We start from the raw sequence: 26,541 nt of genomic DNA, 5'->3' as shown, positions 1-26,541 counted from the left end.
TGAGCATGCAAATTCGTGACGGGATTGTCGAAGCGATCGGCAACACCCCCCTCATCAAGCTTCGCCGCGCCTCGGAACTCACGGGCTGCACCATTCTCGGCAAGGCCGAATTCATGAACCCCGGCGGCTCGGTCAAGGACCGCGCCGGCCGCCAGATGATCCTCGAGGCCGAGGCTCGCGGGGAGCTTAAGCCGGGTGGCCTGGTGGTCGAAAGCACCGCCGGCAACACCGGCATCGGGCTTGCCCTGGTCGCCAATGCGCGCGGCTACCGCACGCTGATCGTCATCCCGGAAACGCAGAGCCAGGAAAAGAAGGACATGCTGCGGCTTTGCGGCGCCGAACTCGTCGAAGTGCCGGCGGTCGCCTATTCCAACCCGAACAACTACCAGCATGTCGGACGCCGGCTCGCCGCCGAGCTGCGCAAGACCGAAAAGAACGGCGTCATCTTCGCCGACCAGTGGAACAATCTCGACAACCGCAAGGCGCATTACGTCTCGACCGGCCCCGAGATCTGGAACGAGACCGGCGGCAAGATCGACGGCTTCATCTGCTCGGTCGGCACCGGCGGCACGCTCGCCGGCACATCGACCTTCCTGCGCGAGAAGAAGAAGGACATCGTGATCGGCCTTGCCGATCCGCACGGCGCGGCAATGTACACGCTGTTCAAGGATGGCGAGGCGACCGCGACCGAAGGCGGCTCGATCACCGAAGGCATCGGCCTCGGCCGCGTCACGCCGATCATCGAGGATATCAAGGTCGAGAAGCCTTACCTCATTCCCGACGAAGAGGCCGTGCCGCTGATCTTCGATCTGCTGGAGCACGAAGGGCTTTGCCTTGGCGGCTCGTCCGGCATCAATGTCGCCGGCGCGATCCGCCTCGCCCGCGATCTCGGCCCCGGCCACACCATCGTCACCGTGCTCGCGGACTTCGGCACGCGCTATCAGTCCAAACTGTTCAACCCGGACTTCCTGCGTTCGAAGAACCTGCCGGTTCCGGCATGGCTTGAGCGCAAGTCCGCGATCAAGCCGCCGTTCGAACCGGCCTGACGCTCCGCGCCTCACATTCGACGATAAGCCGGGAAAAGATCGGGATCATGACGGAAGCAACCCCCGCGAGCCGCTGGCTCAAATCCACCGCATGGCTTGCCGATCATCTCGGCGACGCCAATCTCGTCGTGGTCGACGGCTCCTACTATCTGACGACGCAGAACCGCGACGCCAAAGCCGAATACGCCAAGGCGCATATTCCGGGCGCGGTGTTCTTCGACATCAACGCAATTGCCGATACCGAAACCGACCTGCCGCACATGCTGCCGGGCGCGGATGCTTTCGGCAAAGCGGTCGGCACACTCGGCATCGCCGAGACCGACACCATCGTCGTCTATGACGGCAGCGGGCTTTATTCGGCGCCGCGCGTGTGGTGGACCTTCCGCATCTTCGGCGCGAAGAACGTCTTTATCCTCGACGGCGGCCTGCCGGCCTGGACGGCGGAAAAGCGCCCGACCGAGGCCGGCGAGGTCAAGCGCGCGTCCAGGACCTTCAAGGCGCAACTCGACACCGGCGCGGTGGCGATGGTGACCGATGTACAACTGGCGCTGAACGACGGTTCGACGCAGCTCGTCGACGCCCGCTCGGCCGGCCGCTTTGCCGGCAAGGAGGCCGAGCCGCGCAAGGGCCTGCGCTCCGGCCACATGCCGGGCGCGCTCAATCTGCCTTTCACCGAGATCGTCGAGAACGGCCGCCTCGCCTCGCGCGACACCATCGCCGCCGCCTTCGCCAAGGCTGGCGTCGATACCGACAAGCCGATCATCACCACCTGCGGCTCCGGCGTCACCGCCGTGGTGCTGGCGCTCGGCCTCGATGCCATCGGCAAGGGACCGGCGCGCATTTATGACGGCTCGTGGACGGAATGGGGCGGCAGGCCCGATTTGCCGGTTGTGAAGGACTGACGGCGGCGCATTTACGCGGAGGCCACGCCCCGACATAATCGCCCCAATCATGTCCTCGTCTTCGCCTTCGCCCCGCCCCGACGTCCTCGGCTTCTATCACGACAAGACCGGCAGCATCGCCTATCTGGTCATCGACCCGGCGACCGGCCACGCGGCCATCGTCGATCCCGTGCTCGACTACGACGAGAAGGCCGGCCGCACCGCGACGACCGCGGCCGACGCCATGCTGGCCGAAATCGACAAGCATAAGCTCACGATCGACTGGATCCTCGACACCCACCCGCACGCCGATCACTTCTCCGCCGCCGCCTATCTCAAGGACAAGCTCGGCGCGCCGATCGCGATCGGGCGGAAGATCGTCGAGGTGCAGAAGCTCTGGCGCGACATTTACAATGTCCCGGACTTCCCCGTTGACGGCAAGGATTGGGACCGGCTGTTCGCCGACGGCGACACCTTCGCGATCGGCAGTCTCACCGCGCGGGTGATGCACTCGCCGGGCCACACGCTTGCCTCGATCACCTATGTCGTCGGCGACGCCGCGTTCGTCCACGACACGCTGTTCCAGCCGGATACCGGCAGCGCGCGCTGCGATTTTCCCGGCGGCAACGCCGAGACGCTCTACAATTCGATCAAGGCAATCCTTGCACTGCCCGGCGAGACCCGCCTGTTTACCGGCCACGACTACAAGGAAGGCGGCCGCGCGCCGCAGTGGGAGACCACCGTCGCGGAACAAAAGCGCAGCAACAAGCATTTCAAGGGCAATCCGAGCCGCGAAGACTACGCGCAGATGCGCAACGCGCGCGACAAGACCCTGCCCATGCCGGTGCTGATCCTGCCCGCGCTTCAGGTCAATCTGCGTGGCGGCCGGCTGCCGCCCCCCGAAAACAACGGCCATTCCTATTTGAAAATCCCGGTCAACGTCCTTTAGACTTGCTCCCGAGGCGTCCGGGCATTGCACGAGACCCCGCGGACGACAGTTCAGGAGGACCGGGTATGGGCGTCGGACTGCTCGATCACTACAACGTTCGCACCTGCAAGCTCGCAGACACCGTGAAGTTCTACGAGGACGTGCTCGGCCTTGAGAACGGGCCGCGTCCCGCCTTCAATTTTCCCGGCGCATGGCTCTACAGCGAAGGCAAGCCGGTCGTGCATCTGCGCGACATTTCGCCGACCGGCGAGGCGCAGAAGCCCGACAGCGGCGTGGTCCACCACATCGCGTTTGTCAGTTCCGGCTTCAAGCAGATGAAGCAGCACCTTGCCGACAAGGGCTTCGCCTTCGAAACCGCCGAAGTGCCCGGCGGCGAGCTGTGGCAGATTTTCGTGCGCGATCCCAATGGGATCATGATCGAGCTGAACTACGACACTGCCCAAGAAGGTTTAACAAGCAAGGCCTGACGAGCAGGGTCTGAGCCTGCGTCGCGGCGCGTCAGTGCAGGATCTGGCTGAGGAACAGCTTGGTCCGCTCGTGCTGCGGGTTCGAAAAGAATTCCTCGGGCGTATTCGCTTCGACGATCTGCCCCTCGTCCATGAAGATCACCCGGTTGGCGACCTGCCGCGCGAATCCCATCTCGTGCGTCACGCACAGCATGGTCATGCCGTCCTCGGCGAGACCGACCATGGTGTCGAGCACTTCTTTCACCATTTCGGGATCCAGCGCCGAGGTCGGCTCGTCGAACAGCATGATCTTGGGCCGCATGCAGAGCGCGCGCGCGATCGCCACGCGCTGCTGCTGGCCGCCGGACAACTGGCCCGGATATTTCTGCGCCTGATCGGGAATCTTGACCCGCCGCAGATAGTGCATCGCGATCTCCTCGGCGTCCTTGCGCGGCATCTTGCGCACCCAGATCGGCGCCAGCGTGCAATTCTCCAGCACCGTCAGGTGCGGGAACAGATTGAAATGCTGGAACACCATGCCGACGTCGCGGCGAATTTCGTCGATCTTCTTCAGGTCGTTGCTCAGTTCCACGCCGTCGACGACGATGCGGCCCTGCTGGTGCTCCTCGAGCCGGTTGATGCAGCGGATCATGGTCGATTTGCCCGACCCCGACGGCCCACACACCACGATGCGCTCGCCACCTTTGACGCGCAGGTTGATGTCGCGCAGCACGTGGAAACTGCCGTACCACTTGTGCATGCCGACGATCTCAACCGCGATCTCGTTGGCGAGCGGGGTCGGCTTCAGGGATACGCTGTCCAGTTGAGCCATCGTTGTCACCTCACCGCCGTTCGGATCTGGCAAGCCGCGCTTCGGTCGCACGCGCGTAACACGACATGCCGTAACAGAAGACAAAATAGAAGATCGCCGCCACCGCATAGCCGGTCGTGCTGGTCACCGGCGTCGCCCATTTCGGATCGATGCGCGACACCTCGACGGTCTTCAGGAGATCGAAAATGCCGACGATGAAGACCAGCGTGGTGTCCTTGAACAGGCCGATATAGGTGTTGACGATATTCGGGATCGTGATCTTGAGCGCCTGCGGCAGCACGATGAAGCGCATCATCTGCCAGTAGCCGAGCCCCACCGCCTGCGCGCCCTCGAATTGCCCCTTGGGGATCGCCGCGAGGCCGGCGCGCACTACCTCGGCCATGTAGGCGGAGGCGAACAACGCGATGCCGACCAGCGCGCGCAACAGCTTGTCCGGCGACCACTGGTCCGGCACAAACAGCGGCAGCATCACGCTCGCCATGAACAGCACGGTGATGAGCGGTACGCCGCGCACGAATTCGATGAAGATCACGGAAAGCGTGCGCACCGTCGTCATCCGCGAGCGCCGTCCGAGCGCCAGCACGATGCCGACCGGCAGGGAGACGACGATACCGGCCCAGGCGACGACGATCGTCACCAGCACGCCGCCCCACAGCGCGGTATCGACCGCTTCCAGACCGATCAGCGGCCATCCGGTCAGCAGGATGTAGGACACGATCGGCACGATCACGAAGAAGTAGAACGCGCCGATATCCCGCCTCGGCGCGTTGAGCCACAGCAGCCAGACGATGCCCGTCGCCAACATCGCGAAGAAAATATCGACACGCCAGCGTTCCGGGATCGGATAGGAGCCGTAGACGAAATAAGCGGCGCGCTCCTTGACGAAGGGCCAGCAGGCGCCGACCACCGGCTGTGCCGGACTGGCGAGACAGGCCTCGCGATCCGCGCCGCTCCACACCGCGGTGAAGATGAGGAAGTCCAGAATCTCGTAGATCACCCAGACCGCCAGCGCCGTCATCACGACGGTCAGGATGACGTTGAGGATCGACGACAGGAGATTGTCGCGGACCCAGGCGAGCGGTCCGGTCGTCATCGCCGGCGGCGGCAGCGGCGCGATCTGCTCGCGGCGCACGAAGGCGAGTTCGGTGACGGCGAGATCCCCTTCCGACATCGTCATGCCGCCGCCCTCACCGTTCCACCAGCGCGACGCGCCGGTTGTAGAGGTTCATGGCGAACGACGTCACGAGGCTGATCGTCAGATAGACCGCCATGGTGATGGCGACGACCTCGACCGCCTGGCCGGTCTGGTTCAGCACCGTGCCGGTGAAAATCTGCACCAGATCGGGATAGCCGATCGCGACCGCCAGCGAGGAATTCTTGGTCAGGTTGAGATATTGGCTGGTCAGCGGCGGCACGATCACCCGCATCGCCTGCGGAATGACGATGAAACGCAGCGCCGGACCCGGCCGCAGGCCCAGCGAATAGGCGGCCTCCGTCTGCCCGTGCGGCACCGCGCGGATGCCGGCGCGCACCACTTCGGCGATAAAGGCGGCGGTATAGATCGACAGGCCGAGCAGCAGCGCAACGAACTCAGGCAACACCTCGACGCCGCCGCGAATATTGAAGCGGCCCATTTCCGGGAAGATGAAGCTGACCGGAAAGCCGGTCGCGATCAGTGCGGCGAGCGGCAGACCGAGGATCAGCGCAAGCGAGACCCACAGCACCGGCGCCTGAACGCCGGTCTGCATCTGGCGTCTGCGCGCCCGATAACGATAGATGAGCGCACCGGCGATACCGGCCGCCAGCGCCACGAGCACCACGCCGAAGCCCGCGCCGAACTGCGGTTGCGGCAGGAACAGCCCGCGATTGTTGAGGAAGCCGCCGCCGAACAGATGCACGCTGTCGCGGATGCCGGGCAGCGTCTTGAGCACCGCGTTGTACCAGAACAGCAGTTGCAGCAGCAGCGGGATGTTGCGGATCGTCTCGACATAAGCCGCGCAGAACTTCGCCACCAGCCAGTTCGACGACAGCCGCCCGATGCCGACGAGAAAGCCAATGATCGTCGCCAGCACAATGCCGAGCACGGCGACCAGCAGCGTATTCAGCAGGCCGACCCAGAACGCCCGGCCATAGGTCGAGGCGTCGGACGTGTAGGAGATCAGCGTCTGGGAAATATCGAAGCCGGCGGTGTTGTCCCAGAAGCCGAAACCGGAGGCGATGTTGGCGCGCCGCAGATTGTCGACGGCGTTGCCGATCGCGCCCCAGACCAGAAAGGCGACGACCGCGCACAGCACGACCTGGTAGACGACGCTGCGGACGGCGGGATCGTTATAGAACGCGGCGCGCGCGGGCCTGGCCTGCGCGGATTCCGCCATCGCCGGACGATCGCTCGCCATCAGCCCTCTCCCGGTGACGCGCCCTCGCCGGCCGGCGCGCTCCCCGGCCGCGGGCCTTACGGTCCGCGGCCTGATGTCCCCTCAACCAGCGGCTTAGCGGATCGGCGGCGCGTATTGCAGGCCGCCCTTGGTCCACAGCGCATTCTGGCCGCGCGCGATCTTCAGCGGCGAGCCCTGCCCCACGTTGCGCTCGAACACTTCGCCGTAATTGCCGACCAGCTTGATGATGCGCACCGCCCAATCCTTGGTGAGACCGAGCTGCTCGCCGTAATTGCCTTCGGTGCCGACCAGACGCTTGACGTCCGGATTGGTCGACTTCATCGCCTCGTCGATGTTCTTGGAGCTGATGCCAAGCTCCTCGGCCGCCACCATCGCGAAGTGGGTCCACTTGACGATATCGAACCACTGGTCGTCGCCGTGACGCACCGACGGGCCGAGCGGCTCCTTGGAGATGATCTCCGGCAGCACGACATGGTCGTTCGCATTGGCGAGCTTCAGGCGCTCCGAATAGAGGCCCGAGGCGTCCGTGGTGTAAGCATCGCAGCGGCCGGCGTCATAGGCCTTCACCGCCTCGTTGGCGGTCGCGAAGGTCACGGTCTTGAGCTTCATCTTGTTGGCGCGGAAATAGTCGGCGAGGTTGAGCTCGGTCGTCGTGCCCTGCTGCACGCAGACCGCCGCGTCGTTCAGTTCCAGCGCCGAATTCACCTTCAGCGCCTTGCGCACCATGAAGCCCTGACCGTCGTAATAGTTGACGCCGGTGAAGTTCAGGCCGAGCGAGGTGTCACGCGACGAGGTCCAGGTGGTGTTGCGCGCGAGCAGGTCGACTTCGCCGGACTGCAGCGCGGTGAAACGATCCTTCGCGGTCAGCGGGACGAATTTCACCTTCTTCGCGTCGTTGAAGATCGCCGCCGCGATCGCGCGGCAGAAATCGACGTCGAGCCCGGTCCAGTTGCCCTGCGCGTCCGGCAGGCCGAAGCCGGCGAGCGATCCGTTCGAGCCGCAATGGAGCATGCCGCGCGATTTGACCGTGTTCAGCGTCTGCGCCGACGCCGCCGACGCGGCCAATCCCAGAGCCGCCGCCAGGGCGAGAGATGCTACTGCACGTTTCATGACTCGAGCCTTTTCCCTTGTTTTTTGTCGCTGCAGGCGCTTGCCGGTCGCCGCACCGGGTTGAACCGGCCCACCTGCCGCCGATCGGAATGAAGAGCCGTTCCCCACAAGCCAGGCCGGGCGCTATCGCCCGAAAGCGGACCTGACAGTCGCTGAAAGGCATCTCAGAACGATCCCCCCGCAAGGTCAAGCCTTTCGCGGCGCGGGGGTTGACGCATCACGGTCCGGCGGGCGGTATAGGCGCAGACCGCCGTGCCCGCCGCGGCATTCCGGAACACCCATTCCTCCCGATTGCGACTTTCGAAGTAACCGCTCATGGCCCGCAAGAAACCGACCTCCCTGAAGCCCGACACCCGCCTCGTGACCGCCGGCCGCGACCCCGACGAGCAGTTCGGCTTCGTCAATCCGCCGGTCTATCACGCCTCGACGGTGCTTTATCCGACGGCGGAGGATCAGGTCGCGCATCGGGCGCGTTATGTTTACGGTCGCCGTGGTACGCCGACCTCCGAGGCGCTTGAAAACGCACTCCGGGAACTTGAAGGTCCGGGCTGCGCCGGCGTCGCGCTGCTGCCGTCGGGCCTCGCCGCAATTGCCACCGCGCTGATGTCGGTCACCGCCTCGGGCGATCACATTCTGGTCAGCGATAGCGCCTACCGGCCGACCCGGACCTATTGCAACGGCATCCTCAAGCGGTTCGGCGTCGAGACGACCTATTACGACCCGCTGGCGGCCAAGGACATCGCCAAGCTGTTCAAACCGAACACCCGCGTGGTGTTCGTCGAGGCGCCAGGCTCGCAGAGCTTCGAGATGCAGGACATTCCGGCCATCGCGCAGGTCGCGCACGACAAGGGCGCGGTCGTCCTCATGGACAACACCTGGGCGACGCCGCTCTATTTCGACGCCTTCGCCAAGGGCGTCGATCTGTCGATCCAGGCCGGCACCAAATATATCGGCGGCCATTCCGACATCATGTTTGGCACGGTGTCGGCCAATGCGGCAACGCTCGGCAAACTGAAAGACACCGCCGGCAACAGCGGGCTGTGCGCCGGGCCGGACGACATCTATCTCGCCTTGCGCGGCCTGCGCACGCTGTCGGTGCGGCTCGCCCGTCATTATGAAAGCGCGCTGACCATCGCAAAATGGTTTGAAGCGCGGCCGGAAGTCGCGCGCGTGCTGCATCCCGCCCTGCCGAGCGATCCGGGGCACGCGATCTGGCAGCGCGATTTCACCGGCGCGAGCGGGCTGTTCAGCATCGTGCTGAAGCCGATGAGCGACCAAGCCGTCTATGCCTTCATGAACGAGCTGGCGCTGTTCGGCATGGGCTTCTCGTGGGGCGGCTACGAGAGCCTCGTCATCCTGTTCGACTGCGCCGAGTATCGCACCGCGACGCCCTGGGCGCCCGGCGGCCATACGCTGCGCTTCCACATCGGCCTCGAGGATACCGGCGACCTGATCGCCGATCTCGAGCGCGGCTTCGCCGCAATGAAGCGCACGAACTGACGGGTGAGATCAGAGTGAACGGTCATGCCCGGCCTTGTGCCGGGCATCCACGTCTTGCTTGCGATTGTATCAAAGACGTGCATGGCCGGGACAGGCCCGGCCATGACGATGCTCTACACCGCCGTGGCGCTGTTGCGGTGGTCGCGCATTACGAAATAAAGGTTACGCGCGTAGACGAACACGCCGAAGCCCTGCCCCGCGATGAACACCGGGTCCTTGCGGTACAGCGCGTAGACGAACAGCAGCAGACCGCCGCCGATCGACAGCCACCAGAACGCGAGCGGGATCACGCTCTTGCCGGCGCGCTCGGAGGCGAGCCACTGCACCGCAAATCGCGCGGTGAAGAAGGCTTGCGCAACGAAGCCCAGCAGCACCCACCAGTCGAGATTGATGACGAAGACCTCGTGCAGATAACCGCCGACGGCGTTCGCAAGTTCGATGAGCATTCTGAAGTCCTTTTCAACCGCGCAAACAAGCGCGCGTTATTCTTCCGAGACCACCGGGATGCGCTTGCGGCGGCGGATCAGCCACCACACGCCGGCGAGATCGAGGATGCCGACCCACAGCCGGTCCCACATGCCGTAATTCGAAACGCCGTGCGCGCGCGGCCGGTCGACGACGTCGACATAACCGATGTCGCAGCCTTCGCGGCGCACCAGCGCCGGCAGAAAGCGATGCAGCCCGTCGAAGGCCGGCAGCGCGAGAAAGACATCGCGCCGGAATGCCTTGAGGCCGCAGCCGGTGTCGCGCGTGCCGTCGCGCAGCACCGCGCCGCGCACCGCGTTGGCGATGCGCGACTGGAATTTCTTGAAGCCGGTGTCCTTGCGGCCGACCCGCTGGCCGGCGATCAATCCCATGCGCGGGCCGCCCGCCTCGAGCGCGCGGATCATCGCCGGCAGGAAGGCCGGATCGTTCTGCCCGTCACCGTCGAGCGTGACCACGATGCCCCCGCGCGCCGCGGCGACGCCCGTGCGCACCGCAACCGACTGGCCGCACGACGCCTGGTGCCGCATCTGCCGCAGAAACGGATACTGCGCCTTCAGCCGCGCCAGTTCGGCCGCCGTGCCGTCGTTCGAGCCGTCATTGACATAGACGATCTCGAACGGCCACTGGCCCTCGAGCGCCCTGACGATCTCGGCGACCAGCGGCGCGATATTCTCCGCTTCGTTGCGGACCGGCACCACGACGGAGACCGAAGGATCGCTGGAATTGGCAGGCATAGCGTTGTGATTCCCCGCGGCCACGGCCGCCGTCCCGCTTCTTATTCAGACAGCAGGCCGCGGGCAACTGCCTTGATGCGGCGCAGCGAAGGCATCGGAAACGCAACGATCCGGCCGTCCGGCCCGATCGAGAATCCGAGCCGCCGGGTCGCGAAATAATGCCTGATCAGCATGGCCCCGCCGGCCCCGACGGCGGCTCCTGCCAACACGTCGCTCAAATAATGTGCCGTCAGCACCACGCGGCTCGCCAGAATAACCACGACATAAATGAGCACGACGACCCGGCTGCGCGGCCAGAGCGTCGCGACCGCGACCGCCACCGCACCCGCCGTTGCCGCGTGGCCGGACGGCATCGAGGCATAGGCGGCCGGCCAGGAGAACGGGTTCATGTGGAACGGATCGAGCGAACCGCCGACATAGGGCCGGCCGCGGCCGATGACGTGCTTGAGAATGTTCACCGCCACACCCGGTATCGCGATGGCCGCGAACAGAAACTCCAGACGCACCACCAGCGCGATCAGCACCAGCCGGCTGCGCTCCGGCAAACGCGCCGGCAACGCGGCGATGGCCAGCAGCACGACGCCGACGGGCCAGAGAAACCAGCCAGACTTGCCGAAGGTAGTCACGGCGTCGAACAGATCGACCGGCCAGCGCGGCAGTGCGCGCGCGCCGCGCGCGAGCGGCGCATCGAGCAGCAAGGCGATGACGAGCAGGACGGCAAGCGCCACGGCAACGGCCACCGCCCAGCGCGGCCAATTGAACGCCGCAGCCGGCCGGCCCCGCGCCGGCCGCGACAGCAAACGCAGCGCCGCGCCGATATGCATCGCCATGCGGCGCGGCCAGCGGTCGTTGCGCGCATCGCCGGTGGCGGACGTCGTCACGGCCCCTCGCTGGAGCGAAACACCGACATCGAAACCCGGCGTCCGTTTGAAATATTGAAGCCCTCGATCTTCGTCACCTGCCAATAGCGCAGGCCGAGACCTTCGGCGCGCTGCACGAAACTGCGCTCGTGCCGCTGTTCGACGAAGGCGAAACGGCATGGCCCCTGGCGCAGGAAATCGGCGGCGCCGGCGCCGTCGGTCAGCAGCGTTTTCGTTCCGGCGAGAAAAACGAGGCTCGGCTCGTGAAAACCGGCCGCCGCCGCTTCGGGCTCGCTGCAGTCGCTGTCGTGCAAGGCCTGCGCCATCGTCACGCTCGGAAACAGACCCGGCAAAGAGGTCAGCACGATTCCGAACAGCGTCACCGCGACGAGAAGTGACGCTGCGATGGCGCGCAGCATCGCGTATTCGGCGCCGTCGACGTCATAGAGCCACCACGCGAACAGCCCCATCACCAGCGCGCCGGCGGCGAACGGCCAGGCCAGAAAACCCAGCTCATGCGCCAGCACCACAAAGCCGGCGACCGACGCGATCGCCACCGCGAGCGGCATCAGAACCCAGCCGACCGTGCCGTGCGCGAGCCAGCGCGATCGCGACAAGCCGCCCCGCTCGAGCACACCGGCGATCAGAATGGCGATGGCGGGATAAAGCGGCAGCACGTAATGCGGCAGCTTGGTCACCACCAGTTCGAACACGATCCACGACGGGATCAGCCACGCGAGCAGGAACTTCGCGCCCGGCTCGCGCCGCGCGCGCCACACTGTCGGCGTCGCAAGACCGGCGATGACGGCACCCGGCCAGAAGGTCGCCCAGAACAGCAGAAAATAAAATCCGGGCGGCGCGCCGTGGCCTTCCTGACTGCCGAGAATCTTCGGCAAGGCGTCGGCGCCGATCGAGCCTTGAATGAAGGCCGAGCCGCTCTTCGTCATGATGAGGATGAACCACGGCGACGCGAGCAGCAGAAGCCAGACGATCCCCGGCAGCGGGCGCAGCGCCAGCAGCCAGCGCGCGCTGCGGTCGATGACGGAAACGACGAGCGCGGTCAGACCGACGAACAGAAAGATCAACGGCCCCTTCAGCAGCGTGCCGGCGGCGAGCGCCGTCCAGAAGATGAAAGCAATCGGCCAGCCCACGGTTTCCGTCGGCGTGCGTTTCGGACCGAGATAAGCCCGCGCCAGCGCGCCGAACGCCGCGGTCGTCGTGAGAAACAGCATGGCGTCCGTCTTGGCGAGCCGCGCCTCGACGCCGAGCAGGATGCAGCTTGCCATCATGGCGGCGGCGAGCAGCGCCGCACGACGGCTGACGAAGGCGAGCGCAGCCCAATAGGTCAGCAGCACGCCGCCGATCGCGCCGAATAGCGACGGCAGCCGGTAAATCCAGATCCGCGTCGTCGCCTCCTCGACGCCGACGGCCTCGGCGACGTTCACCGCCGCCGACTGCAGCCAGTAGATGCCGACCGGTTTCTTGTAACGAACCTCGTCCTGGAAGCGGATGTCGACATAATCGCCGGCTTCCACCATCTGCTTGCTGGCCTGCGCGAAACGCGCCTCGTCGCGGTCGACCGGGGGCAAGGCAAAGAAACCCGGCAGGAACATCGCGAGCGACAGGACGACGAGCAGCGCCGCGGCGCGGGCATGCGACACCGTGGCGATGTCGAGCAGGAGCGCGAAGCCGCGCGTCTGCCATTTCGACCGGCCGGGAGCCGGGGGCGCTGCGCTGTTGGGAAGCGAGGGGTTGGCCATGCGGGCGGGACAATAGTGTCAACGCGGGCGGCGGAAAAGAACGGCCGAGGGCCGTTTGCGCTATTAATGTCTATTGTAGACGGACGACAACACTGTCCGTCGCGCCCCGCCCATCCATCACCGTCAGCCGCACGAAGCCGCCGCCGTCCGGGGTGAAAAACACGGTCCGCCGGCCGTCGCCCTCCGGCAGCGGCACGCCGTTGACCAGAACCGACAGCCTGCCCTCGCCGCCGGAAATCTTGACCGCGACCGGGTCCGGGCGGCGAAGGTCCGGCAGGTCGAGGGTCGCGCCGTCCGGCGGGAACATGATTCGGGGCGCCCGGCCATCCGTCCCGGCGATCTGCCCGGGATGATAGTGCCGGAGCGTCGGCGGCAGCCGGCTGTTTGACACGCGCATGACACCGCCGGGCGGTGTCTCGAGCGCGGCGGGCGAACGGCCGAGCCGCGCAAAGGCGTCGAACAGGATCGGCGCGGCGGCGGCGCGGCCGATCAGGCCCGGCACCGGCGCGCCATCGGGCCGTCCGACCCAGACGCCGATGGTGGTGCGCCCGTCGAACCCAACCGCCCAGGCGTCGCGGAAGCCGTACGACGTGCCGGTCTTGAAGGCGATCTGCCCACGCGGTGCGTTGTCGGGCGGCGGCGCGCCGAGGAGCACATTGCCGATGTACCAGGCCGCAACCGGATCGAGCAGCCGGCGATCCGGCGACGATCCGCCGGCGCGCTCGATCAACGGCCGCGCCACGCCGCCGCGCGCAAGGCCGGTATAGAGCATGGTGAGATCGGACAGCGTGACACCGACACCGCCGAGGCCCATCGCAAGGCCCGGCGCCTCGCCCTTGGGCAGCACCAGCGAGGCGCCGGCTTGCTGCAGCCGCGCGGCGAGCCGGCTGGTGCCGAGACGGTCGAGCACCGCGATCGCCGGCACGTTGAGCGACAGTTGCAGCGCGCGACGCACCGTCACCGTGCCCTGGAACGACTGGTCGAAATTCTCCGGCGCATAACTGCCGTAGCGCACCGGCGCATCGTCGATCAGCGTTTCGGGATGCAGGAAGCCGTCCTCGAAGGCGAGGCCGTAGATGAACGGCTTCAAGGTCGAGCCGGGCGAGCGCAACGCCTGCGTCATGTCGACCTGCCCCGCGCGCTCGCCCGCGAAATAACCGGCCGAGCCGACACGCGCCAGCACGTCGCCCGTCTCGTTGTCGACCGCGACGATGGCGGCGGAAATATGCGGACCCAAAGCGAGCGCGCGGGTCTGCGCGAGCTGCTCGAGATCGTGCTGCAACCGGCTTTCGATGGTCAACCGGTGCACACGAATGTCGGCATCGAGCGCGATGATCTCGTCGGCGGCATGCGGCGCGAGGATCGGCATCGGCCTGCGCGCATGCGGCACCGGCTCCGCCTTGGCGGCCGCGAGGTCGGCATAAGGCACCGCGCCGGCGCGCGCAACGCGCTCCAGCACGCGATTGCGCGCGGCAAGCGCATTGTCGTGATGGCGATCGGGCCGCCGCGTCTCCGGCGATTGCGGCAATGCGACAAGCAGCGCCGCCTCGCCGAGCGTCAGCCGTCGCGGCTCCTTGCCGAAATAGGACCACGAGGCCGCGCGGATGCCTTCGATATTGCCGCCATAGGGCGCCAGCGAAAGATAGAGCGCGAGGATGTCGTCCTTGCTCAGCACGTATTCGAGTTCGAGCGCACGCACCGCCTGCTTGAGCTTGGCATAGAGACTGCGCTCGCGCCGCGGCTCCAAGAGCCGCGCCACCTGCATCGTCAGCGTGGAGCCGCCGGAGACAATGTGTCCGCTTTTCGCGAACTGCCAGGCCGCACGCGCCATCGCGAACGGATCGACGCCGATGTGATCCTCGAAACGGTGGTCTTCATAAGCAAACAGGATCTTCAGGAACTGCGGATCGACCTGCTCGACGGTCGCCGGCAGCCGCCAGCGGCCGTCGCCGGCGGTATAGGCCCGCAGGATCTGTCCGTTGCGGTCGAGCACCACGCGCGAATAGTCGATGTCCTTGCCGAGCGGCACCGGGCCGAGCGAGATCACCCACCACGCCGCCACCAGCAGCGTGGTGACGGCGAGCGAGGCAAACCCGGCGAGGATGATCTTCAGGCGCATTATCGCACTGTCGAAATCTCGATGGAGCCGGTGTCGGTGCGGCCGAAGCGATCCGGCCGGTACATGTCTTCGACCATCGCCTGCGGCAGAACGTATTTGCCGGGCGTCACCGCGCGCACGACATACGCAACGGCGAACACCGCCGGATTTCCGGCTTGCCGCTCGAAGGCCGCGCTGAAGCGGTCGTCGCGGAATTCGGAGCTGACCGGCGTCGCCGCATTGGCGATCCAACCGAGCGTGCCGGTATCGCCCGATGACACGAGCCGCGGGTTATCGATCTCGAAACCGGCCGGCAGATAGTCCGCCACGATCAGCCTTGCGAATTGCGGGTTCGGATCGGTCACCTTCAGCACCACCGCGAAGCGCTGGTTCTGTTTCGCCTGCGCCGGATCGGCCGCCTGCCCGTCGAGCGTAAAGAAAGACCGCTCGATCTTGAGGCCGCGTTCGGCGGCAGGCTCCGGCGTCAGCGGTGAACCGCTCACCGTCACCACCGCCTGCACATTGCCCTCGCCGGCATTGGTCAATGTCACCGGCGCGGTGAAGCCCTGCGCCGTCATGCTGCGCTGATAGACGCCCTTGTGCGCGGCGCCGCCGACGGTGAGCGAGATGCCGGCGGCTTCCTTCGCCATCGCGCGGGCGGCAAGCACCAGCCAGGCCTGCTCCTGCGTCGAGGTGAAGGCGGACAGCCCCCGCGCCGCCTCGACCCGCGTCAGCGCGGTATCGATGGTCGCGCGCGGCGCATTGCTTTCGGACGCCAGCGTCACCAGCGCCGCGCCGTCGCGCAGCACCGAGCCGTAGTCGGCGCGGCCGAGTTGCAACACGGGCCGTTGCGGGATGGCGGCGAGCGCCGAGGCATAGACCTTCTCCGCCCGCGCACGGTCGCCGTGCAGCGCGAGCGCGGCGGCAAGCTGCGCCCGTGCAATCGGCGTCGCGAAGTCGGCGAGCTTGACGTCCGCGTAGTAGCGCAGATCGCCGATCGGCGCGGTGCCGTTGCGAGCGAGCACATAGAGCGCATAAGCGAGATTGCGGCCGCCGTCCTTCGCCGGCTCCGGCGCGGTGCCGACGAAGTTCTTCAGCCGGTCGAGCGCAAGGCGGAACGCCGTGTCCGATACCTCGAATTTCCGCTCACGCGCCCGCGTCAGGAAGTCGGTCACATAGGCGTCGAGCCACACGTCGTCGCCGCCGACCGACCACAGGCCGAACGACCCGATCGAGCTTTGCCGCGCCAGCAATTGCGCGATGCCGTCACGGATGCGCTGGTCGATGGCGCCATCGACGGAGAGCTTCACCTGCTGCGCGAGTTCGTTGGCATAGAGCAGCGCCACCGCGCGGCTCGCGATCTGCTCGGAGCAGCCGAACGGATAACGGTCGAGCGCGTTGAGAAGCGCCGCCGCATCGAGCGCCGACGAGATCGACACCGACACCGCCGCCCGTCCCGTGCCCGGCACGAAATCGGCGAACATGTCGGGAGAGACCGTGAGACTCTCGCCCTTGCCGAGCGCCGTCACCGTGCGCCGCGACAGGATTTGCGTCGCCGGCCGGGTTTCGAGCGCATAGTGACGTTCGAGCGCGAAACCGTTCGGCCCGCCGACCCGCACCGTCACGCCGCCCGTGCCCGCGCCGGTCGCCTTCAGCGGCACGCCGACACGGTCGCGCTGCTTCTCCTTCAGCGCCAGCTTGGCAACACTGGTTTCCGCCGAGATCGTGCCGTCGGCCACGACATTGACCGCGTAGTCGCCGGCCGCGCCTTCGACATTGTCGAGTTCGACCTGCAGCGCGGCGGTGTCGCCGTTGCGCATGAAGCGCGGCAGCGTCGCCGTGAGTACCACCGGATCGCGCACGGTGACGTCGCCCGACGCCTTGCCGACCTTGTCCTTGCTCCAGGCCACCGCCATGACACGCACGGCGCCGGCAAAGGCCGGAATGTCGAACTTGACCTGCGTGGTGCCGTCGGCGCCGACCTTGACGACGCCGGAATAGAACGCGAGCGGCGCCTGCGTCGGCGGAGCGCCGGAGAGTTCCGCACCGCCCGCGTCGCCACCGGTGCGGATGCGCCCGGCCGCGCCCATCAGGCCGTCGATCAGCTGGCCATAGAGATCGCGGACCTCGGCCGAGAGCCGCCGCTGGCCGAGGTAATAGTCGTCCGGCGCCGGCGGCTTGTAGCCGGTGAGATTGAGAATGCCGACGTCGACGGCGGCGACGACGACATGCGCCTCCTCGCCTTTGGCGAGACCGCCGAGCTTGACCGGGATTGTCAGCGCGGTGTTCGGACGGATCCGGTCCGGCAGCGGCATCTCGACGGCGAGCGTGTGCGCCGCGCGGTCGATGGCTAACCACTGCACGCCGATGGCGCGGCCGGGCTGGCGCTTGGCCGCGGCATCGAGCGGACGCCGCAACGTCGCGACGACATAGGCGCCGGTGCCCCAGTCCTTGCCGACCGGCAACTTCACCGACACCGGCCCCGCCTTGCTCACGACCTGCGAGACCGTGGTCGCCAGCTTGTCGGTAAAGACATTGACGGTGAGACGCCCGGCGCTGCGCGCTGTCACGGTCACGGTCAGGATGTCGCCCGGCTTGTATTCCTTCTTGTCGAGCGCGACTTCGAGAAGGTCCGGCGTGTCGGCGGTCGACTCCGCGTAGAAACCCGCATCGAAGGTCAGCGAGGTACGCATGTCGTTGTCGCCGGTCACGTCGAGCCGATAGCGGCCCCAGGTGACAGGGATCGACAGCTTACCCGGCGCATCGGTGCCGGCATCGACGGTGCCATTGGCGACGCGCGTCGTCAGCTTGACCGGCTCGAAATTCCAGTTTCCGTTCTGACGATACCATTGATAGCGCGTCTCGACGCGCTGCAGTTCCCAGCGCACACCGTTGCGCGCCTCGCGCTTGCCATCCGCGGCGACCGCGATGACGTCGAAGGTCGCATTCTCGCCGTCACCCAGCGAACGGCCCGAGAAGGTCGGCTTGACGCCGAGCGCAGCGCCGTCCGCGGCGATCGGCACGGTCAGCTTGCGCTCGACCGCGCGGCCGCCGCTCTCCGCCATGCGTACCGCAATGCGCGCCTCGAGCGGACGGCCGGTGTCCGGTATGTCGGCGAGTTCGAGGTCGAACGTCGCCCTGCCGTCCTGGCCGGTCTGCGGCAGGTCGCCGAGCTGCTGGCGAGTGGCTGCAACCTCCTCGTCGCTCAGGCCGAACACGTAGCCGGCAAAACCCGGACGCTCGGCGGCCGGTGCAATCACCACCTCGCCTTCGAGCGACAGGTCGGCGGCCGGCGCGCCATACAGGAAACGTCCGTCGACGGAGATTTTTGCAGCGCCGTCGCGCGGCAGCACGGCGGTCTCCGCTTTGAGGTCGAATTCGAGACGGTCGGGCACATAGTCCTCGACCATGAACGCCGCTTCGCCGAGCGCCGGTCGCTTGGGGTCGGCATAGGCGCGCACGCGCCAAGTGCCGGTCATGGTCGAGCGGACGATCGGCACGCTGAGGGCGAACCCGCCGAGACCCTGGTCCTGCACCACGCTGCGGCGATATTCGACGCCGTCGGGGCGCTCCATCACGAAGGTCAGCGGCACGCCGGCCGCCGCAGTTCCTTGCGCGTTGCGCAGCAGCGTCGTCACATGGACGGTCTCGCCGGAACGATAGACGCCGCGCTCGGTATAAATAAACGCGTCGAGCGCGCCGGGCGCGGCGCGGCCGGTGACGCCGCGGTCGCTCAGGTCGAAGGCCGGAGACTTCAGGCTGAGGAACGCGTAGTCGCCGCGCTCGGAGGCGACGATCGCCGCCGGCGCCAGCCCACCCTCGCCGCGCGCGAGCCCGGCGTCGAAGTGCACATAGCCGTAGGCATCCGCGCGCTTGGTCGCGAGCACTTCGTTGTTGCGCGCGACGAGCCGCAATTCGGTCAGCGCCCGCGGCTCGGCGGTGGCGAGCGAATTGACGAACACGTCGATGCCGTCATTCGTCTTGTAGGCGGCAAGCCCGAGGTCGGACACGATGAACCACTGCGTCGCGAGCTGGCCGTAGTCGTTACCGGTGGTGCCTTTCGGCTCCGCCGTCATCGCATAGACACCCGGCGCGAGGTCCGGCACCGCCTGCGTCACCGGGAAAGCGGTGGTGACCTCAATGTTGAGCTTGCGCTCGACGGCGAGTTCGCCGTCCCACACTTTCACGCCCTGCTCGGTGCCGATCCGCTCGGCCTGATGGCGGTAGAGATTGCGCTGGAACTCGTAGCCGAGCACGGTGTCGATCAGGTTGCGGTCGCCGATCCTATAAACCGTGATCGCCACCGCGTCGGTGTTGACGGTCTGCAACGGAATGCCGTTCTGCCCGGTGCGCGGCAGCACGTAGGCTTTGCCGGTGAAGCGCGCGAAGGGTTTGCGGTCGCGCACGAAGATCGTGTAATCGGCCGATTTCGCCAGCGCCTCGCCGACGGTCGAGGGCAGCCCGGCGCGCAGCGTCACCGCGTAGCGCTCGCCATGCTTGAGACCGTCGACACACAACTGCTGTTCGTTGATCGCAATCGCCGGGCGGTCAAAGCCCGCGACCACGACAAACGGCGTCAGGTCGGCGCCCTCCGCCGGCAGCCTTTCCGAAAACTGGAAGCAGGCGCGCGGCGAGGTCGCGTCGGAGTCGACGGTGTAATTGAGGATGCGGAAGCCGTGTTCGGCGCGCACCGTCTCGTAGCGGCGGCGCAAGTCGGCCTGTTCGCGCATCGCCAGCGACATCCGCATGGCGTCGAGCGCCGGCCGCCACTGCTGACGATCCGCCATCAGGCGCCCCAGCAAATCGAGGCTTTCCGCCTCGCCTGCCTGTCCGCCGCTGCGTTGATAGGCGATGTAGGCAGCGGTCGACGCGCGATCGAGGAAAAACGCCTTCTCCCGGTTGTCGCGCGGCTTGATCTCGCTGACGGTGCGGGCCAGCCGCAGCCAGGCCGCTGCGTCGTTCGGCTCGACGACAACCAGTTGGCTCAGCACCGTCATGCCGGCCCGCAGATCGTTCTTCTGGAACGCGGCGTCGGCATCCTTGCGCAAGGTGGCGGCAGGTTTGGCGACGGTGCCCGCGTCCGCCTTGATCTGCGCCTCGAGCTTGATCGCGGCATCCGCCAGCGCGGCGTTGGCGAAATCCTTGTCGGCGGCGGCGGCAGCAGGCTGAAGAACGAAAGCGGCGGCGACCGCCAGAGCCACGGCAACGGCGCGAACGAGCGGCAGCATGCAAGATCTCCAAAGTCCAGAAAGGGTCCGGAGCGACGGCATCCGGAGCGCCGGAAATACGGCAGCGGAAGTCGGCAGCAAGCCCAAATATCGATTCACGCGATGAAGGTGTCGAGGTGATGGCCTTGGAGGTTCAAAGCGTCGCCTTTCAAAAGCGATCTTGTTTCTTAGCGAATGGCATAGGATCGGGCATTCAGAAATCAGATGAATTGCTAAAGCTTTCTCCTGTAACTATCTGATTTTGAATTGATATTTGGAATTGACGCCAGAGCCGGGCGTGTGGCTCGCCGGTGCCGGCGGCGGGAGAGCAAGTGGCGACCCCGGGAGGACTCGAACCTCCGACCAACAGCTTAGAAGGCTGCTGCTCTAATCCTCTGAGCTACGGGGCCGTGCTCGGACGGCCGTGTCCGGCCGGTCGCTGGATTCCCGATCGAACCGCACTGCGTCCGTTTAACCGCACTGGCCGTCCGGCGAAAGGCCGCCGTACGGGCTTGCGCAATCTCCCAGGCCTAGTGCGTCCAGGACTCGCGGCGCTTGAAAGCGAAATTTTCCGAATAGGACATCGTGCGCCGCTCCGGATCGGTCGGCTCGAACACCTGGTAGGCGATGCCGTGGCGTTCGCAATAGGCGACCGCCTCTTCCCTGGTCGGGAACCGCAGCTTGAGCTGCTGGCGCATATCGCCCGACGACGTCCATCCCATCAGCGGCTCGACGGTACGGGCCTCCTGCGGCTCGAAGTCGATGGCCCAATGCTGGGTCCGCGCCAACCCTGACTGCATGGCGGTTTTGGCGGGTTTATAGATGCGGGCGAACATGGCGGCGGCGTCCTCCGAGCGAGTCGTCCGGATATAATTTGACGCGCCGCGGGTGGCAACTCCCGGCTTTTGCGGCAAAGCCGTAAACACGGGCTCTCCGCCCGGCGGACAAGCCGGCCGGTCGCCGTCACGGGCGGTGGCAGACTGTCAGGCGCGATAGTTGGCGACGCGGGCCTGGCGTGAGGTCACGCCGAGATCGTAGCGATGGGGCTGCCGGCGCTTTTGCGCGGGTTTCGCCGCGCGATCCAGCACTTCGCTGTCCACGACAAGCTGGAAGCCGCCGGCCCGGTCTTCAAACACCACGCCTTCGGCGCGCAGCACATCCTCGACCGCATGCACGGTGGCGCGGCGCGGCTCGGTCTCGCCCTGTTCAAGCTTGTGGATCGCCCGCTGCGTCAGCCCAACGCGGTCGGCGAGATCGGACTGGCTCCAGTTCAGGAGCGCCCGCGCGGTTCGCAGTTTCGCGGCAAAGGCCCGGCGCTCGAGCCGGACAAGTTCGACAATGTTCTGATGGCGCTGTGTCGTCAGCAGCATGTTGGCCCGGCCTCGTCGTTCGACATCGCGTCCGACGCAACGTCCCGAATTGCGCAGCCATGCCCGGCGGACATTTCTCGATCCGCAAGCGGGATACCGCCTTCACGGAAAGTCCCCCGGCGGTTTCCCGCCGGGGGTTTTGTTCAGACCACTATCCGATCAGGGATAGAAGCTGCGGGTCGCGCGGAAGCGGATCGCAACCTGGTCCTGGTCGGCCAGCGTGTAGGTGCCGGCCGGCTTGGTGCTGTTGGCAGCAAGGTTGATCGTGCCCGTCGAAGACGACGCCGAGTTCAGCTCGGCGTAGAGCACTTCGAGACCGAGGGCGAGGTTCTTGGTCGCCTTCCACTCGGTGCGCAGACCGACGCCCCACATGCTCCAGTCGGCATCGCAACCCGCGTTGGCCACAGCGGTGGTGCCGGCGCCGGCGCCGTCGCCGAGGCTCGAGCAGATCATCGCGTTGGCAGCGCCGTTGTAGCTCACGTCACGATAGGCGCCCCACAGGGTCGACTTCAAAGCCGGGGTCCAGTTGTGCGTGAACGCGGCGTTGACCGCCCAGGTCGAGGTCAGCTCGAGATCCGAGCCGTTGGCGGTCGCAACCGCACCGCCCATCGTAGCGTCGGACTCGATGCCGAAGCCGAAGGTGGTGCCGTCATACTTGATCTTGTTGAACGGCAACGCAGTGTGGTCGGAGTAGCGCGACGCACCCTTGGTGTAGGTCAGCTGGGCCTGGAAGTAGTCGCCCGCACCGATCATCGGCGCGTTGAACTTCAGGCCGGCGCCGAGGGCGTAGCCGATCTTGTCTTCCGGGTGACCGGTGGTCTCGTTGGCGCCGTAGTAGGACGCCTGCACGCCGTGCAGAGCACCCATGATCTGGGCCGAACCCCAGGCCTGGTCGACGCGCAGGTTGGCGACGAGGTCGGGCATATTGTGCCCGGCGTAGTTCGTCGACAGCACGTTACCGGTCGCCAGCGCACCCGCCATGATCTGCGTGCGGCGCTGCACTTCAGCCGACAGCGAGGCCGACAGGCCGTTGCCGAACTGCGCGGTGTAGCCGAACACGTCCCAGCCGCCGTCGCCGGTATCGGACGAGGCGTTCGCGAAGCCGTACTGGTTGCCGCCGATCGAGTAGAAGTCGAAGAACGACGTGGCGTGACCGATCGTGAAGCCGGCCCACTGGATGAACCAGCGGTTGGCGTAGTTCGCGGCGATCGCGCTGTCGCCGTTGTTGTTGTTGCTGACGCCGAGCGCGGCATAGCTGCGCAGGGTGCCGTAAGCGGTCTGCTCACGGGCGTCGAAGGTCACGGTGCCCTTCACGCGCCAGTTGTTGTTGTTGGTCGAACGGTTGTTCAGGTTGTTGAAGAACCACTCGGTCGTGAAGCTGCCGTTGTAGCCGTAGCCGGTTTCCATGCGAACCCAGCCGCCGACCTTCAGGCAGGTATCCGTGCCCGGGATGTAATAGAAACCCGCGCCGTACAGGCTGCAAATCTTCACGTACTGGATGGAGAAGCCGTTTTTGCGCTCCCGGCGATCGCAGAAGTCCGCATGAAACGGGCCTTTCCCTCGCGCGCAGGAATCGAGCGCGGCGCGTTCCTCACCCGCGCATCTCGGCTCGTTCTAGGTCGCATGGACGGCCACACCGTTGAACGCACGAACTTTTCGGCCGCCGTTCGCTTGACGTTCGCCATTCTCCGGTGGGTATGGTCTGGGACGCGGCCGCTGCGCGCACGCAAAACCGTGCATCGACGCGGCATCGAGCATCGTCAATCCGGCTAAAATTTCGATGAATGACGGAACGTCACACGCGCACACGCGCCTGCGCGCGCAAAGAGTTGCGCGCGGCAGACGGCGGAAAACGGAACGTCAGGCGATGGCGACGGTATCGCGCGGCAGCGGCACGATGTCCTGGATCAGATCGGCAGCGCCGATCAGCGTTTCCTGCGTCAGATGCGCGTAGCGCTGCGTCGTGCGCGCATGCAGATGGCCGAGCAGGCCCTGCACCACGTAAAGCGACACACCACGATTGACGAGGAAGCTGGCGAAGGAATGTCTGAGATCATGCAGCCGCACATCGGGCAGCGCGGCGCGCGTGCGGATGCGATCCCACGGGAAGAACAGCGAGGCGCAGGGCTTGCCGTTGACCTCCGAGGGGAAGATGTAGGCGTTGCCCTCGCGCGGCATCGACGACAAGAGCGCCATCGCGGACTGGTTGAGCGCGATGGTGCGCGCGCGGCCGGACTTCGACTTCGGCACCAGCAAGGTGCGGTTCTTCCAGTCGACGTAATCCCACTTCGCCTGCGTCACCTCGTTGCGGCGCGCGCCGGTCAGCAGCAGCAGCATGATCGCGCGGGCCGCCGTCTTGTTCTCGTCGACCTCGATCGCCCGCACCAGCCGTTCGGCTTCTTCCTCGCTGAGGAAGCGGTTGCGCTGGACGTCCGGTCCGGCGCTCAGGCCCGCTGCGGGATTGCCGGTCACGCCCGGCGTCTTCCAGCGCCGCGCCAGATTGTACATGTAGCGCAGGATGACGATGACGCGGTTGATGGTGCCGGAGGCATAGCCCTCCTCCCGCATCCGATTGACGATGCCGGCGATGGCGTCGGTCGTCACTTCGTCGAGCGCGTGAGCGCCGAGCGCCGGCAGGATATGGATCCGCAGCACCGTCTCGTCGGTCATCCAGCTGTTCTTGTAGGTGCGCACGTAAGGCAGATAGGTCTCGCGCGCGAACTGGGCGAGCATCGGCACCGCGCGCGCCGCGCGGCGTTTCTTCTGCGGATCATCGCCCATGATGGCTTCCGCCATCACCTGCCGGGCCTTGCGGCGGGCCTGATCCAGATTGAGGACGTCGGCCGGGCCGATCTTGAACTGGCGCTCGCGGCCGCGTTCGTCGCTATAGCGCTGATAGAATGTCTTGCCGCCGGACGCGCGAACCTCGAGCAGGAACCCGCGCTGGGCCTGATCGAAGAAATCGACCTTGCGCCGCCCCTCGGGGCAGCACGCATGCCTGACGAAACTTGCAGACAAGACAACGGTCGGCATCGGTCCCAGCCATCGATCGGTGATTGAAATTCACCGAAAGCCCCGTCTGAAACCGACAAGTTTCCGTAAACACGACAGTTTCAAACATAAATTCTGTATAAATTTCTAAGTCATGATCGCAGTAAAGCAAGCATAAATCATATTTTATGTACTGTCTGATCTATTTCAGGCTGTATGCTCGTTTAATAAATAAATATCAAAGCTTTGGCGCTGTTCCATCGTGCGATGCGCGAGGAAAATCAGCGCCAATGCCGGCCGGATTTTCATCATCGAAAAGCTTCTGCGCGGCCGCTTCACGTTACGGCCGGCCAGAATAGCCTGACGTCTTGAGAACAGAATCGGCCGAGCCGTGGTCGGGGCAGCAGGATTCGAACCTGCGACCTTCTGGTCCCAAACCAGACGCGCTACCAGACTGCGCTATACCCCGAATGACGCCGGACAAAGGCCGCACCCGGCTCGGCTTCGGCGTGGTTACACACTTCGCCCCGCAGCGGCAACTCGGGCTGGCTATCGGCCCCTGAACATCGGATGCGCGACCCGGTCGCCCGGCGCGATGCCGAGTTTCTGCGCCGTGCCGCCGATGACTTCGAGGACGGCCCGGACCGGCCCGCCCGACGCGATGATCCGCTCCGACAGCGGCGTGGTGTTCTCGGCGATGCGCAGAATCCGTCCGTCGCCTCGGATGAACATCATGTCCAGCGGGATGTAGGTGTTCTTCATCCACATCGCGACGTCCTGCTCGCGGCCGAAGTCGAACAGCATGCCCTGCCCCTCGGGCAGGCTCTTGCGATACATCAGGCCCTGCGCGCGGTCCTTGTCGTTATCGACGAACTCGACCGAAAACAGATGAACGCCGGTCCGGCTGGCGATCTCGATCGTGGTCCGCTCGGCCGCCCGCGCCGGCCCGTTGCCGGACCACACCAGGCCGGCGACCGCCAACAGCAGCACGGTCTTGGACAGCAATATGCGGATCATGGACTGCATCCGCCGCCTTTACGCCGAAGCCGCAGCGCGGGCAATGGCGCAAACCATGCCCGGCGTGCGGCAGGAATGTCGGTGATCGGAACGCCTAGTGGGCAGCGAAGTTGAGCGGCCCGCCATCCGGCCGGACCTCGGCGGCCATCAGGCCCTTCGGTCCGGGTCCGAAGCGGACCAGCACGGTCTGTCCCGGCCGCAGCTCGGCAATGCCGAACCGGCGCAGCGTCTCCATGTGGACGAAGATGTCCGGGGTGCCTTCGCCGCGGGTCAGAAAGCCGAAGCCGCGCAGGCGGTTGAACCATTTGACCTGGGCCCGCTCGAGACCGCTGGTCGGCGTCACCGTGACGTGGGTGCGCGGCGGCGGCATCTGCGCGGGGTGGATCGCGGTCGACTCGTCCATCGACACCACCCGGAACGCCTGCAGCCCCTTGGAGCGGTTCATCACCTCGCAGACGACCCGCGCGCCCTCATAGGCGGTCTGGAAACCGTCGCGGCGCAGGCAGGTGACGTGAAGGAGAACGTCGGGCATGCCGTTGTCGGGAACGATGAAGCCAAAGCCCTTGGCGACATCGAACCACTTGATCACGCCCGAGATTTCGATGAGGTCCGTTGCCGTTTCATCGGCGAGGTCCCGGGCCGATCCCGGCCCAAGAATTGCCCCTGGCATTTTTGGCTCAATCCCGTCCGACGCCATGACCGTTTTGCGCTGAACGCCAAGCGCTAACCGCTAAGCGCCGCCGTTGTTTTGGCGCCTCTTCTGGGCGCTTCCCCGAATCTCTTGAATAAAGATAACACCCGCCCTTCGGTCGCAAAGCGCAAATTCCGCTTGCGCACAGGACTATTCGGACGACGGCG

The 26,541-nt window shown here is 66.1% G+C and carries 21 protein-coding genes and 2 tRNA genes; 5 read left to right on the top strand and 18 right to left on the bottom strand.

Going from position 1 to position 26,541, the window contains the following annotated elements:
• Window positions 1-5 precede the first annotated feature (5 nt).
• The 4 genes from AB7F10_RS05275 to AB7F10_RS05260 all read left to right on the top strand — a co-directional run bounded on the left by AB7F10_RS05275 (window position 6) and on the right by AB7F10_RS05260 (window position 3,343).
• Window positions 6-1,046 (top strand): cysteine synthase A, encoded by a 1,041-nt coding sequence (locus tag AB7F10_RS05275; RefSeq protein ID WP_428562904.1) that lies wholly within the window; start codon window positions 6-8, stop codon window positions 1,044-1,046.
• Window positions 1,047-1,093: 47 nt separating this feature from the next.
• Window positions 1,094-1,948 (top strand): 3-mercaptopyruvate sulfurtransferase, encoded by an 855-nt coding sequence (gene sseA, locus AB7F10_RS05270; RefSeq protein ID WP_428562906.1) that lies wholly within the window; start codon window positions 1,094-1,096, stop codon window positions 1,946-1,948.
• A 49-nt stretch (window positions 1,949-1,997) separates the two neighbouring features.
• Window positions 1,998-2,876 (top strand): MBL fold metallo-hydrolase, encoded by an 879-nt coding sequence (locus tag AB7F10_RS05265; RefSeq protein ID WP_428562908.1) that lies wholly within the window; start codon window positions 1,998-2,000, stop codon window positions 2,874-2,876.
• Between the two features lie 65 nt (window positions 2,877-2,941).
• Window positions 2,942-3,343, top strand: a complete 402-nt coding sequence (locus AB7F10_RS05260; RefSeq protein ID WP_428562910.1) for a VOC family protein — start codon at window positions 2,942-2,944, stop codon at window positions 3,341-3,343.
• A 31-nt stretch (window positions 3,344-3,374) separates the two neighbouring features.
• Here the strand turns inward: AB7F10_RS05260 and AB7F10_RS05255 are convergent, their stop codons facing one another.
• From AB7F10_RS05255 to AB7F10_RS05240, 4 genes are all read right to left on the bottom strand, one after another.
• The gene (locus tag AB7F10_RS05255; protein WP_428562912.1) at window positions 3,375-4,154 is read right to left on the bottom strand and encodes an amino acid ABC transporter ATP-binding protein; all 780 of its coding nucleotides are present in this window, start codon (window positions 4,152-4,154) and stop codon (window positions 3,375-3,377) included.
• A 10-nt stretch (window positions 4,155-4,164) separates the two neighbouring features.
• The gene (locus AB7F10_RS05250; RefSeq protein ID WP_428562914.1) at window positions 4,165-5,331 is read right to left on the bottom strand and encodes an amino acid ABC transporter permease; all 1,167 of its coding nucleotides are present in this window, start codon (window positions 5,329-5,331) and stop codon (window positions 4,165-4,167) included.
• A gap of 10 nt (window positions 5,332-5,341) precedes the next feature.
• The gene (locus AB7F10_RS05245) at window positions 5,342-6,550 is read right to left on the bottom strand and encodes an amino acid ABC transporter permease (RefSeq protein ID WP_428562916.1); all 1,209 of its coding nucleotides are present in this window, start codon (window positions 6,548-6,550) and stop codon (window positions 5,342-5,344) included.
• A gap of 93 nt (window positions 6,551-6,643) precedes the next feature.
• Entirely contained in the window at window positions 6,644-7,660 is a 1,017-nt protein-coding gene (locus tag AB7F10_RS05240) for an amino acid ABC transporter substrate-binding protein (protein WP_428562918.1), read from the bottom strand.
• A 315-nt stretch (window positions 7,661-7,975) separates the two neighbouring features.
• On the opposite strand from AB7F10_RS05240, the gene metC reads away from it, so the two are divergent.
• Window positions 7,976-9,160, top strand: a complete 1,185-nt coding sequence (metC, locus tag AB7F10_RS05235; protein WP_428562920.1) for a cystathionine beta-lyase — start codon at window positions 7,976-7,978, stop codon at window positions 9,158-9,160.
• 113 nt (window positions 9,161-9,273) lie between these two features.
• On the opposite strand, the gene AB7F10_RS05230 is transcribed toward metC, so the two are convergent.
• From AB7F10_RS05230 to AB7F10_RS05165, 14 genes are all read right to left on the bottom strand, one after another.
• Window positions 9,274-9,606, bottom strand: coding sequence for a lipid-A-disaccharide synthase N-terminal domain-containing protein (locus AB7F10_RS05230; protein WP_428562922.1), 333 nt, complete (start codon window positions 9,604-9,606; stop codon window positions 9,274-9,276).
• Between the two features lie 36 nt (window positions 9,607-9,642).
• Window positions 9,643-10,380 carry a glycosyltransferase family 2 protein gene (locus tag AB7F10_RS05225; RefSeq protein ID WP_428562924.1) on the bottom strand — a complete coding sequence of 246 codons (738 nt, stop codon included), beginning with the start codon at window positions 10,378-10,380 and terminating at the stop codon, window positions 9,643-9,645.
• 41 nt (window positions 10,381-10,421) lie between these two features.
• Window positions 10,422-11,261: a phosphatase PAP2 family protein gene (locus tag AB7F10_RS05220; protein WP_428562926.1), complete on the bottom strand. Its 840-nt coding sequence runs from the start codon at window positions 11,259-11,261 to the stop codon at window positions 10,422-10,424.
• Window positions 11,258-13,000 (bottom strand): ArnT family glycosyltransferase, encoded by a 1,743-nt coding sequence (locus tag AB7F10_RS05215; protein WP_428562928.1) that lies wholly within the window; start codon window positions 12,998-13,000, stop codon window positions 11,258-11,260. The genes AB7F10_RS05220 and AB7F10_RS05215 overlap by 4 nt, the downstream gene beginning before the upstream one ends.
• 70 nt (window positions 13,001-13,070) lie before the next feature.
• Window positions 13,071-15,119 (bottom strand): penicillin-binding protein 1C, encoded by a 2,049-nt coding sequence (gene pbpC, locus AB7F10_RS05210; protein WP_428562930.1) that lies wholly within the window; start codon window positions 15,117-15,119, stop codon window positions 13,071-13,073.
• The gene (locus AB7F10_RS05205) at window positions 15,119-20,326 is read right to left on the bottom strand and encodes an alpha-2-macroglobulin (protein WP_428562932.1); all 5,208 of its coding nucleotides are present in this window, start codon (window positions 20,324-20,326) and stop codon (window positions 15,119-15,121) included. Before AB7F10_RS05205 ends, pbpC begins: the two co-directional genes overlap by 1 nt.
• Window positions 20,327-20,638: 312 nt before the next feature.
• A tRNA-Arg gene (locus AB7F10_RS05200) sits at window positions 20,639-20,715 on the bottom strand.
• Window positions 20,716-20,835: 120 nt separating this feature from the next.
• Window positions 20,836-21,141 (bottom strand): ETC complex I subunit, encoded by a 306-nt coding sequence (locus AB7F10_RS05195; RefSeq protein ID WP_428562934.1) that lies wholly within the window; start codon window positions 21,139-21,141, stop codon window positions 20,836-20,838.
• A 147-nt stretch (window positions 21,142-21,288) separates the two neighbouring features.
• Entirely contained in the window at window positions 21,289-21,675 is a 387-nt protein-coding gene (locus tag AB7F10_RS05190) for a helix-turn-helix transcriptional regulator (RefSeq protein WP_428562936.1), read from the bottom strand.
• A gap of 159 nt (window positions 21,676-21,834) precedes the next feature.
• A complete protein-coding gene (locus AB7F10_RS05185) occupies window positions 21,835-23,166 on the bottom strand; it encodes a porin (RefSeq protein ID WP_428562938.1) in 1,332 nt (443 codons plus the stop codon).
• 369 nt (window positions 23,167-23,535) lie between these two features.
• Entirely contained in the window at window positions 23,536-24,708 is a 1,173-nt protein-coding gene (locus tag AB7F10_RS05180; protein ID WP_428562940.1) for a tyrosine-type recombinase/integrase, read from the bottom strand.
• A gap of 350 nt (window positions 24,709-25,058) precedes the next feature.
• Window positions 25,059-25,135: transfer RNA gene (locus AB7F10_RS05175), tRNA-Pro, on the bottom strand.
• Window positions 25,136-25,215: 80 nt separating this feature from the next.
• Window positions 25,216-25,683: a DUF192 domain-containing protein gene (locus AB7F10_RS05170; RefSeq protein WP_428562942.1), complete on the bottom strand. Its 468-nt coding sequence runs from the start codon at window positions 25,681-25,683 to the stop codon at window positions 25,216-25,218.
• A 94-nt stretch (window positions 25,684-25,777) separates the two neighbouring features.
• Window positions 25,778-26,380: a cold-shock protein gene (locus AB7F10_RS05165; protein WP_428562944.1), complete on the bottom strand. Its 603-nt coding sequence runs from the start codon at window positions 26,378-26,380 to the stop codon at window positions 25,778-25,780.
• Window positions 26,381-26,541: the final 161 nt, after the last annotated feature.

This window comes from Pseudolabrys sp. (genome assembly GCF_050250095.1).
Classification (GTDB): Bacteria; Pseudomonadota; Alphaproteobacteria; order Rhizobiales; family Xanthobacteraceae; genus Pseudolabrys.
The sequence above is the reverse complement of the archived record's forward strand: the minus strand, read 5'-3'. Positions and strand labels throughout refer to the sequence as shown.

Bases quoted from the DNA above. Each gene is read 5' to 3' on its own strand.
- AB7F10_RS05275 (WP_428562904.1), top strand. From the start codon at position 6: ATGCAAATTCGTGACGGGATTGTCGAAGCGATCGGCAACACCCCCCTC.
- sseA (WP_428562906.1), top strand. From the start codon at position 1,094: ATGACGGAAGCAACCCCCGCGAGCCGCTGGCTCAAATCCACCGCATGG.
- AB7F10_RS05265 (WP_428562908.1), top strand. From the start codon at position 1,998: ATGTCCTCGTCTTCGCCTTCGCCCCGCCCCGACGTCCTCGGCTTCTAT.
- AB7F10_RS05260 (WP_428562910.1), top strand. From the start codon at position 2,942: ATGGGCGTCGGACTGCTCGATCACTACAACGTTCGCACCTGCAAGCTC.
- AB7F10_RS05255 (WP_428562912.1), bottom strand. From the start codon at position 4,154: ATGGCTCAACTGGACAGCGTATCCCTGAAGCCGACCCCGCTCGCCAAC.
- AB7F10_RS05250 (WP_428562914.1), bottom strand. From the start codon at position 5,331: ATGACGATGTCGGAAGGGGATCTCGCCGTCACCGAACTCGCCTTCGTG.
- AB7F10_RS05245 (WP_428562916.1), bottom strand. From the start codon at position 6,550: ATGGCGAGCGATCGTCCGGCGATGGCGGAATCCGCGCAGGCCAGGCCC.
- AB7F10_RS05240 (WP_428562918.1), bottom strand. From the start codon at position 7,660: ATGAAACGTGCAGTAGCATCTCTCGCCCTGGCGGCGGCTCTGGGATTG.
- metC (WP_428562920.1), top strand. From the start codon at position 7,976: ATGGCCCGCAAGAAACCGACCTCCCTGAAGCCCGACACCCGCCTCGTG.
- AB7F10_RS05230 (WP_428562922.1), bottom strand. From the start codon at position 9,606: ATGCTCATCGAACTTGCGAACGCCGTCGGCGGTTATCTGCACGAGGTC.
- AB7F10_RS05225 (WP_428562924.1), bottom strand. From the start codon at position 10,380: ATGCCTGCCAATTCCAGCGATCCTTCGGTCTCCGTCGTGGTGCCGGTC.
- AB7F10_RS05215 (WP_428562928.1), bottom strand. From the start codon at position 13,000: ATGGCCAACCCCTCGCTTCCCAACAGCGCAGCGCCCCCGGCTCCCGGC.
- pbpC (WP_428562930.1), bottom strand. From the start codon at position 15,119: ATGCGCCTGAAGATCATCCTCGCCGGGTTTGCCTCGCTCGCCGTCACC.
- AB7F10_RS05205 (WP_428562932.1), bottom strand. From the start codon at position 20,326: ATGCTGCCGCTCGTTCGCGCCGTTGCCGTGGCTCTGGCGGTCGCCGCC.
- AB7F10_RS05195 (WP_428562934.1), bottom strand. From the start codon at position 21,141: ATGTTCGCCCGCATCTATAAACCCGCCAAAACCGCCATGCAGTCAGGG.
- AB7F10_RS05190 (WP_428562936.1), bottom strand. From the start codon at position 21,675: ATGCTGCTGACGACACAGCGCCATCAGAACATTGTCGAACTTGTCCGG.
- AB7F10_RS05180 (WP_428562940.1), bottom strand. From the start codon at position 24,708: ATGCCGACCGTTGTCTTGTCTGCAAGTTTCGTCAGGCATGCGTGCTGC.
- AB7F10_RS05170 (WP_428562942.1), bottom strand. From the start codon at position 25,683: ATGATCCGCATATTGCTGTCCAAGACCGTGCTGCTGTTGGCGGTCGCC.
- AB7F10_RS05165 (WP_428562944.1), bottom strand. From the start codon at position 26,380: ATGGCGTCGGACGGGATTGAGCCAAAAATGCCAGGGGCAATTCTTGGG.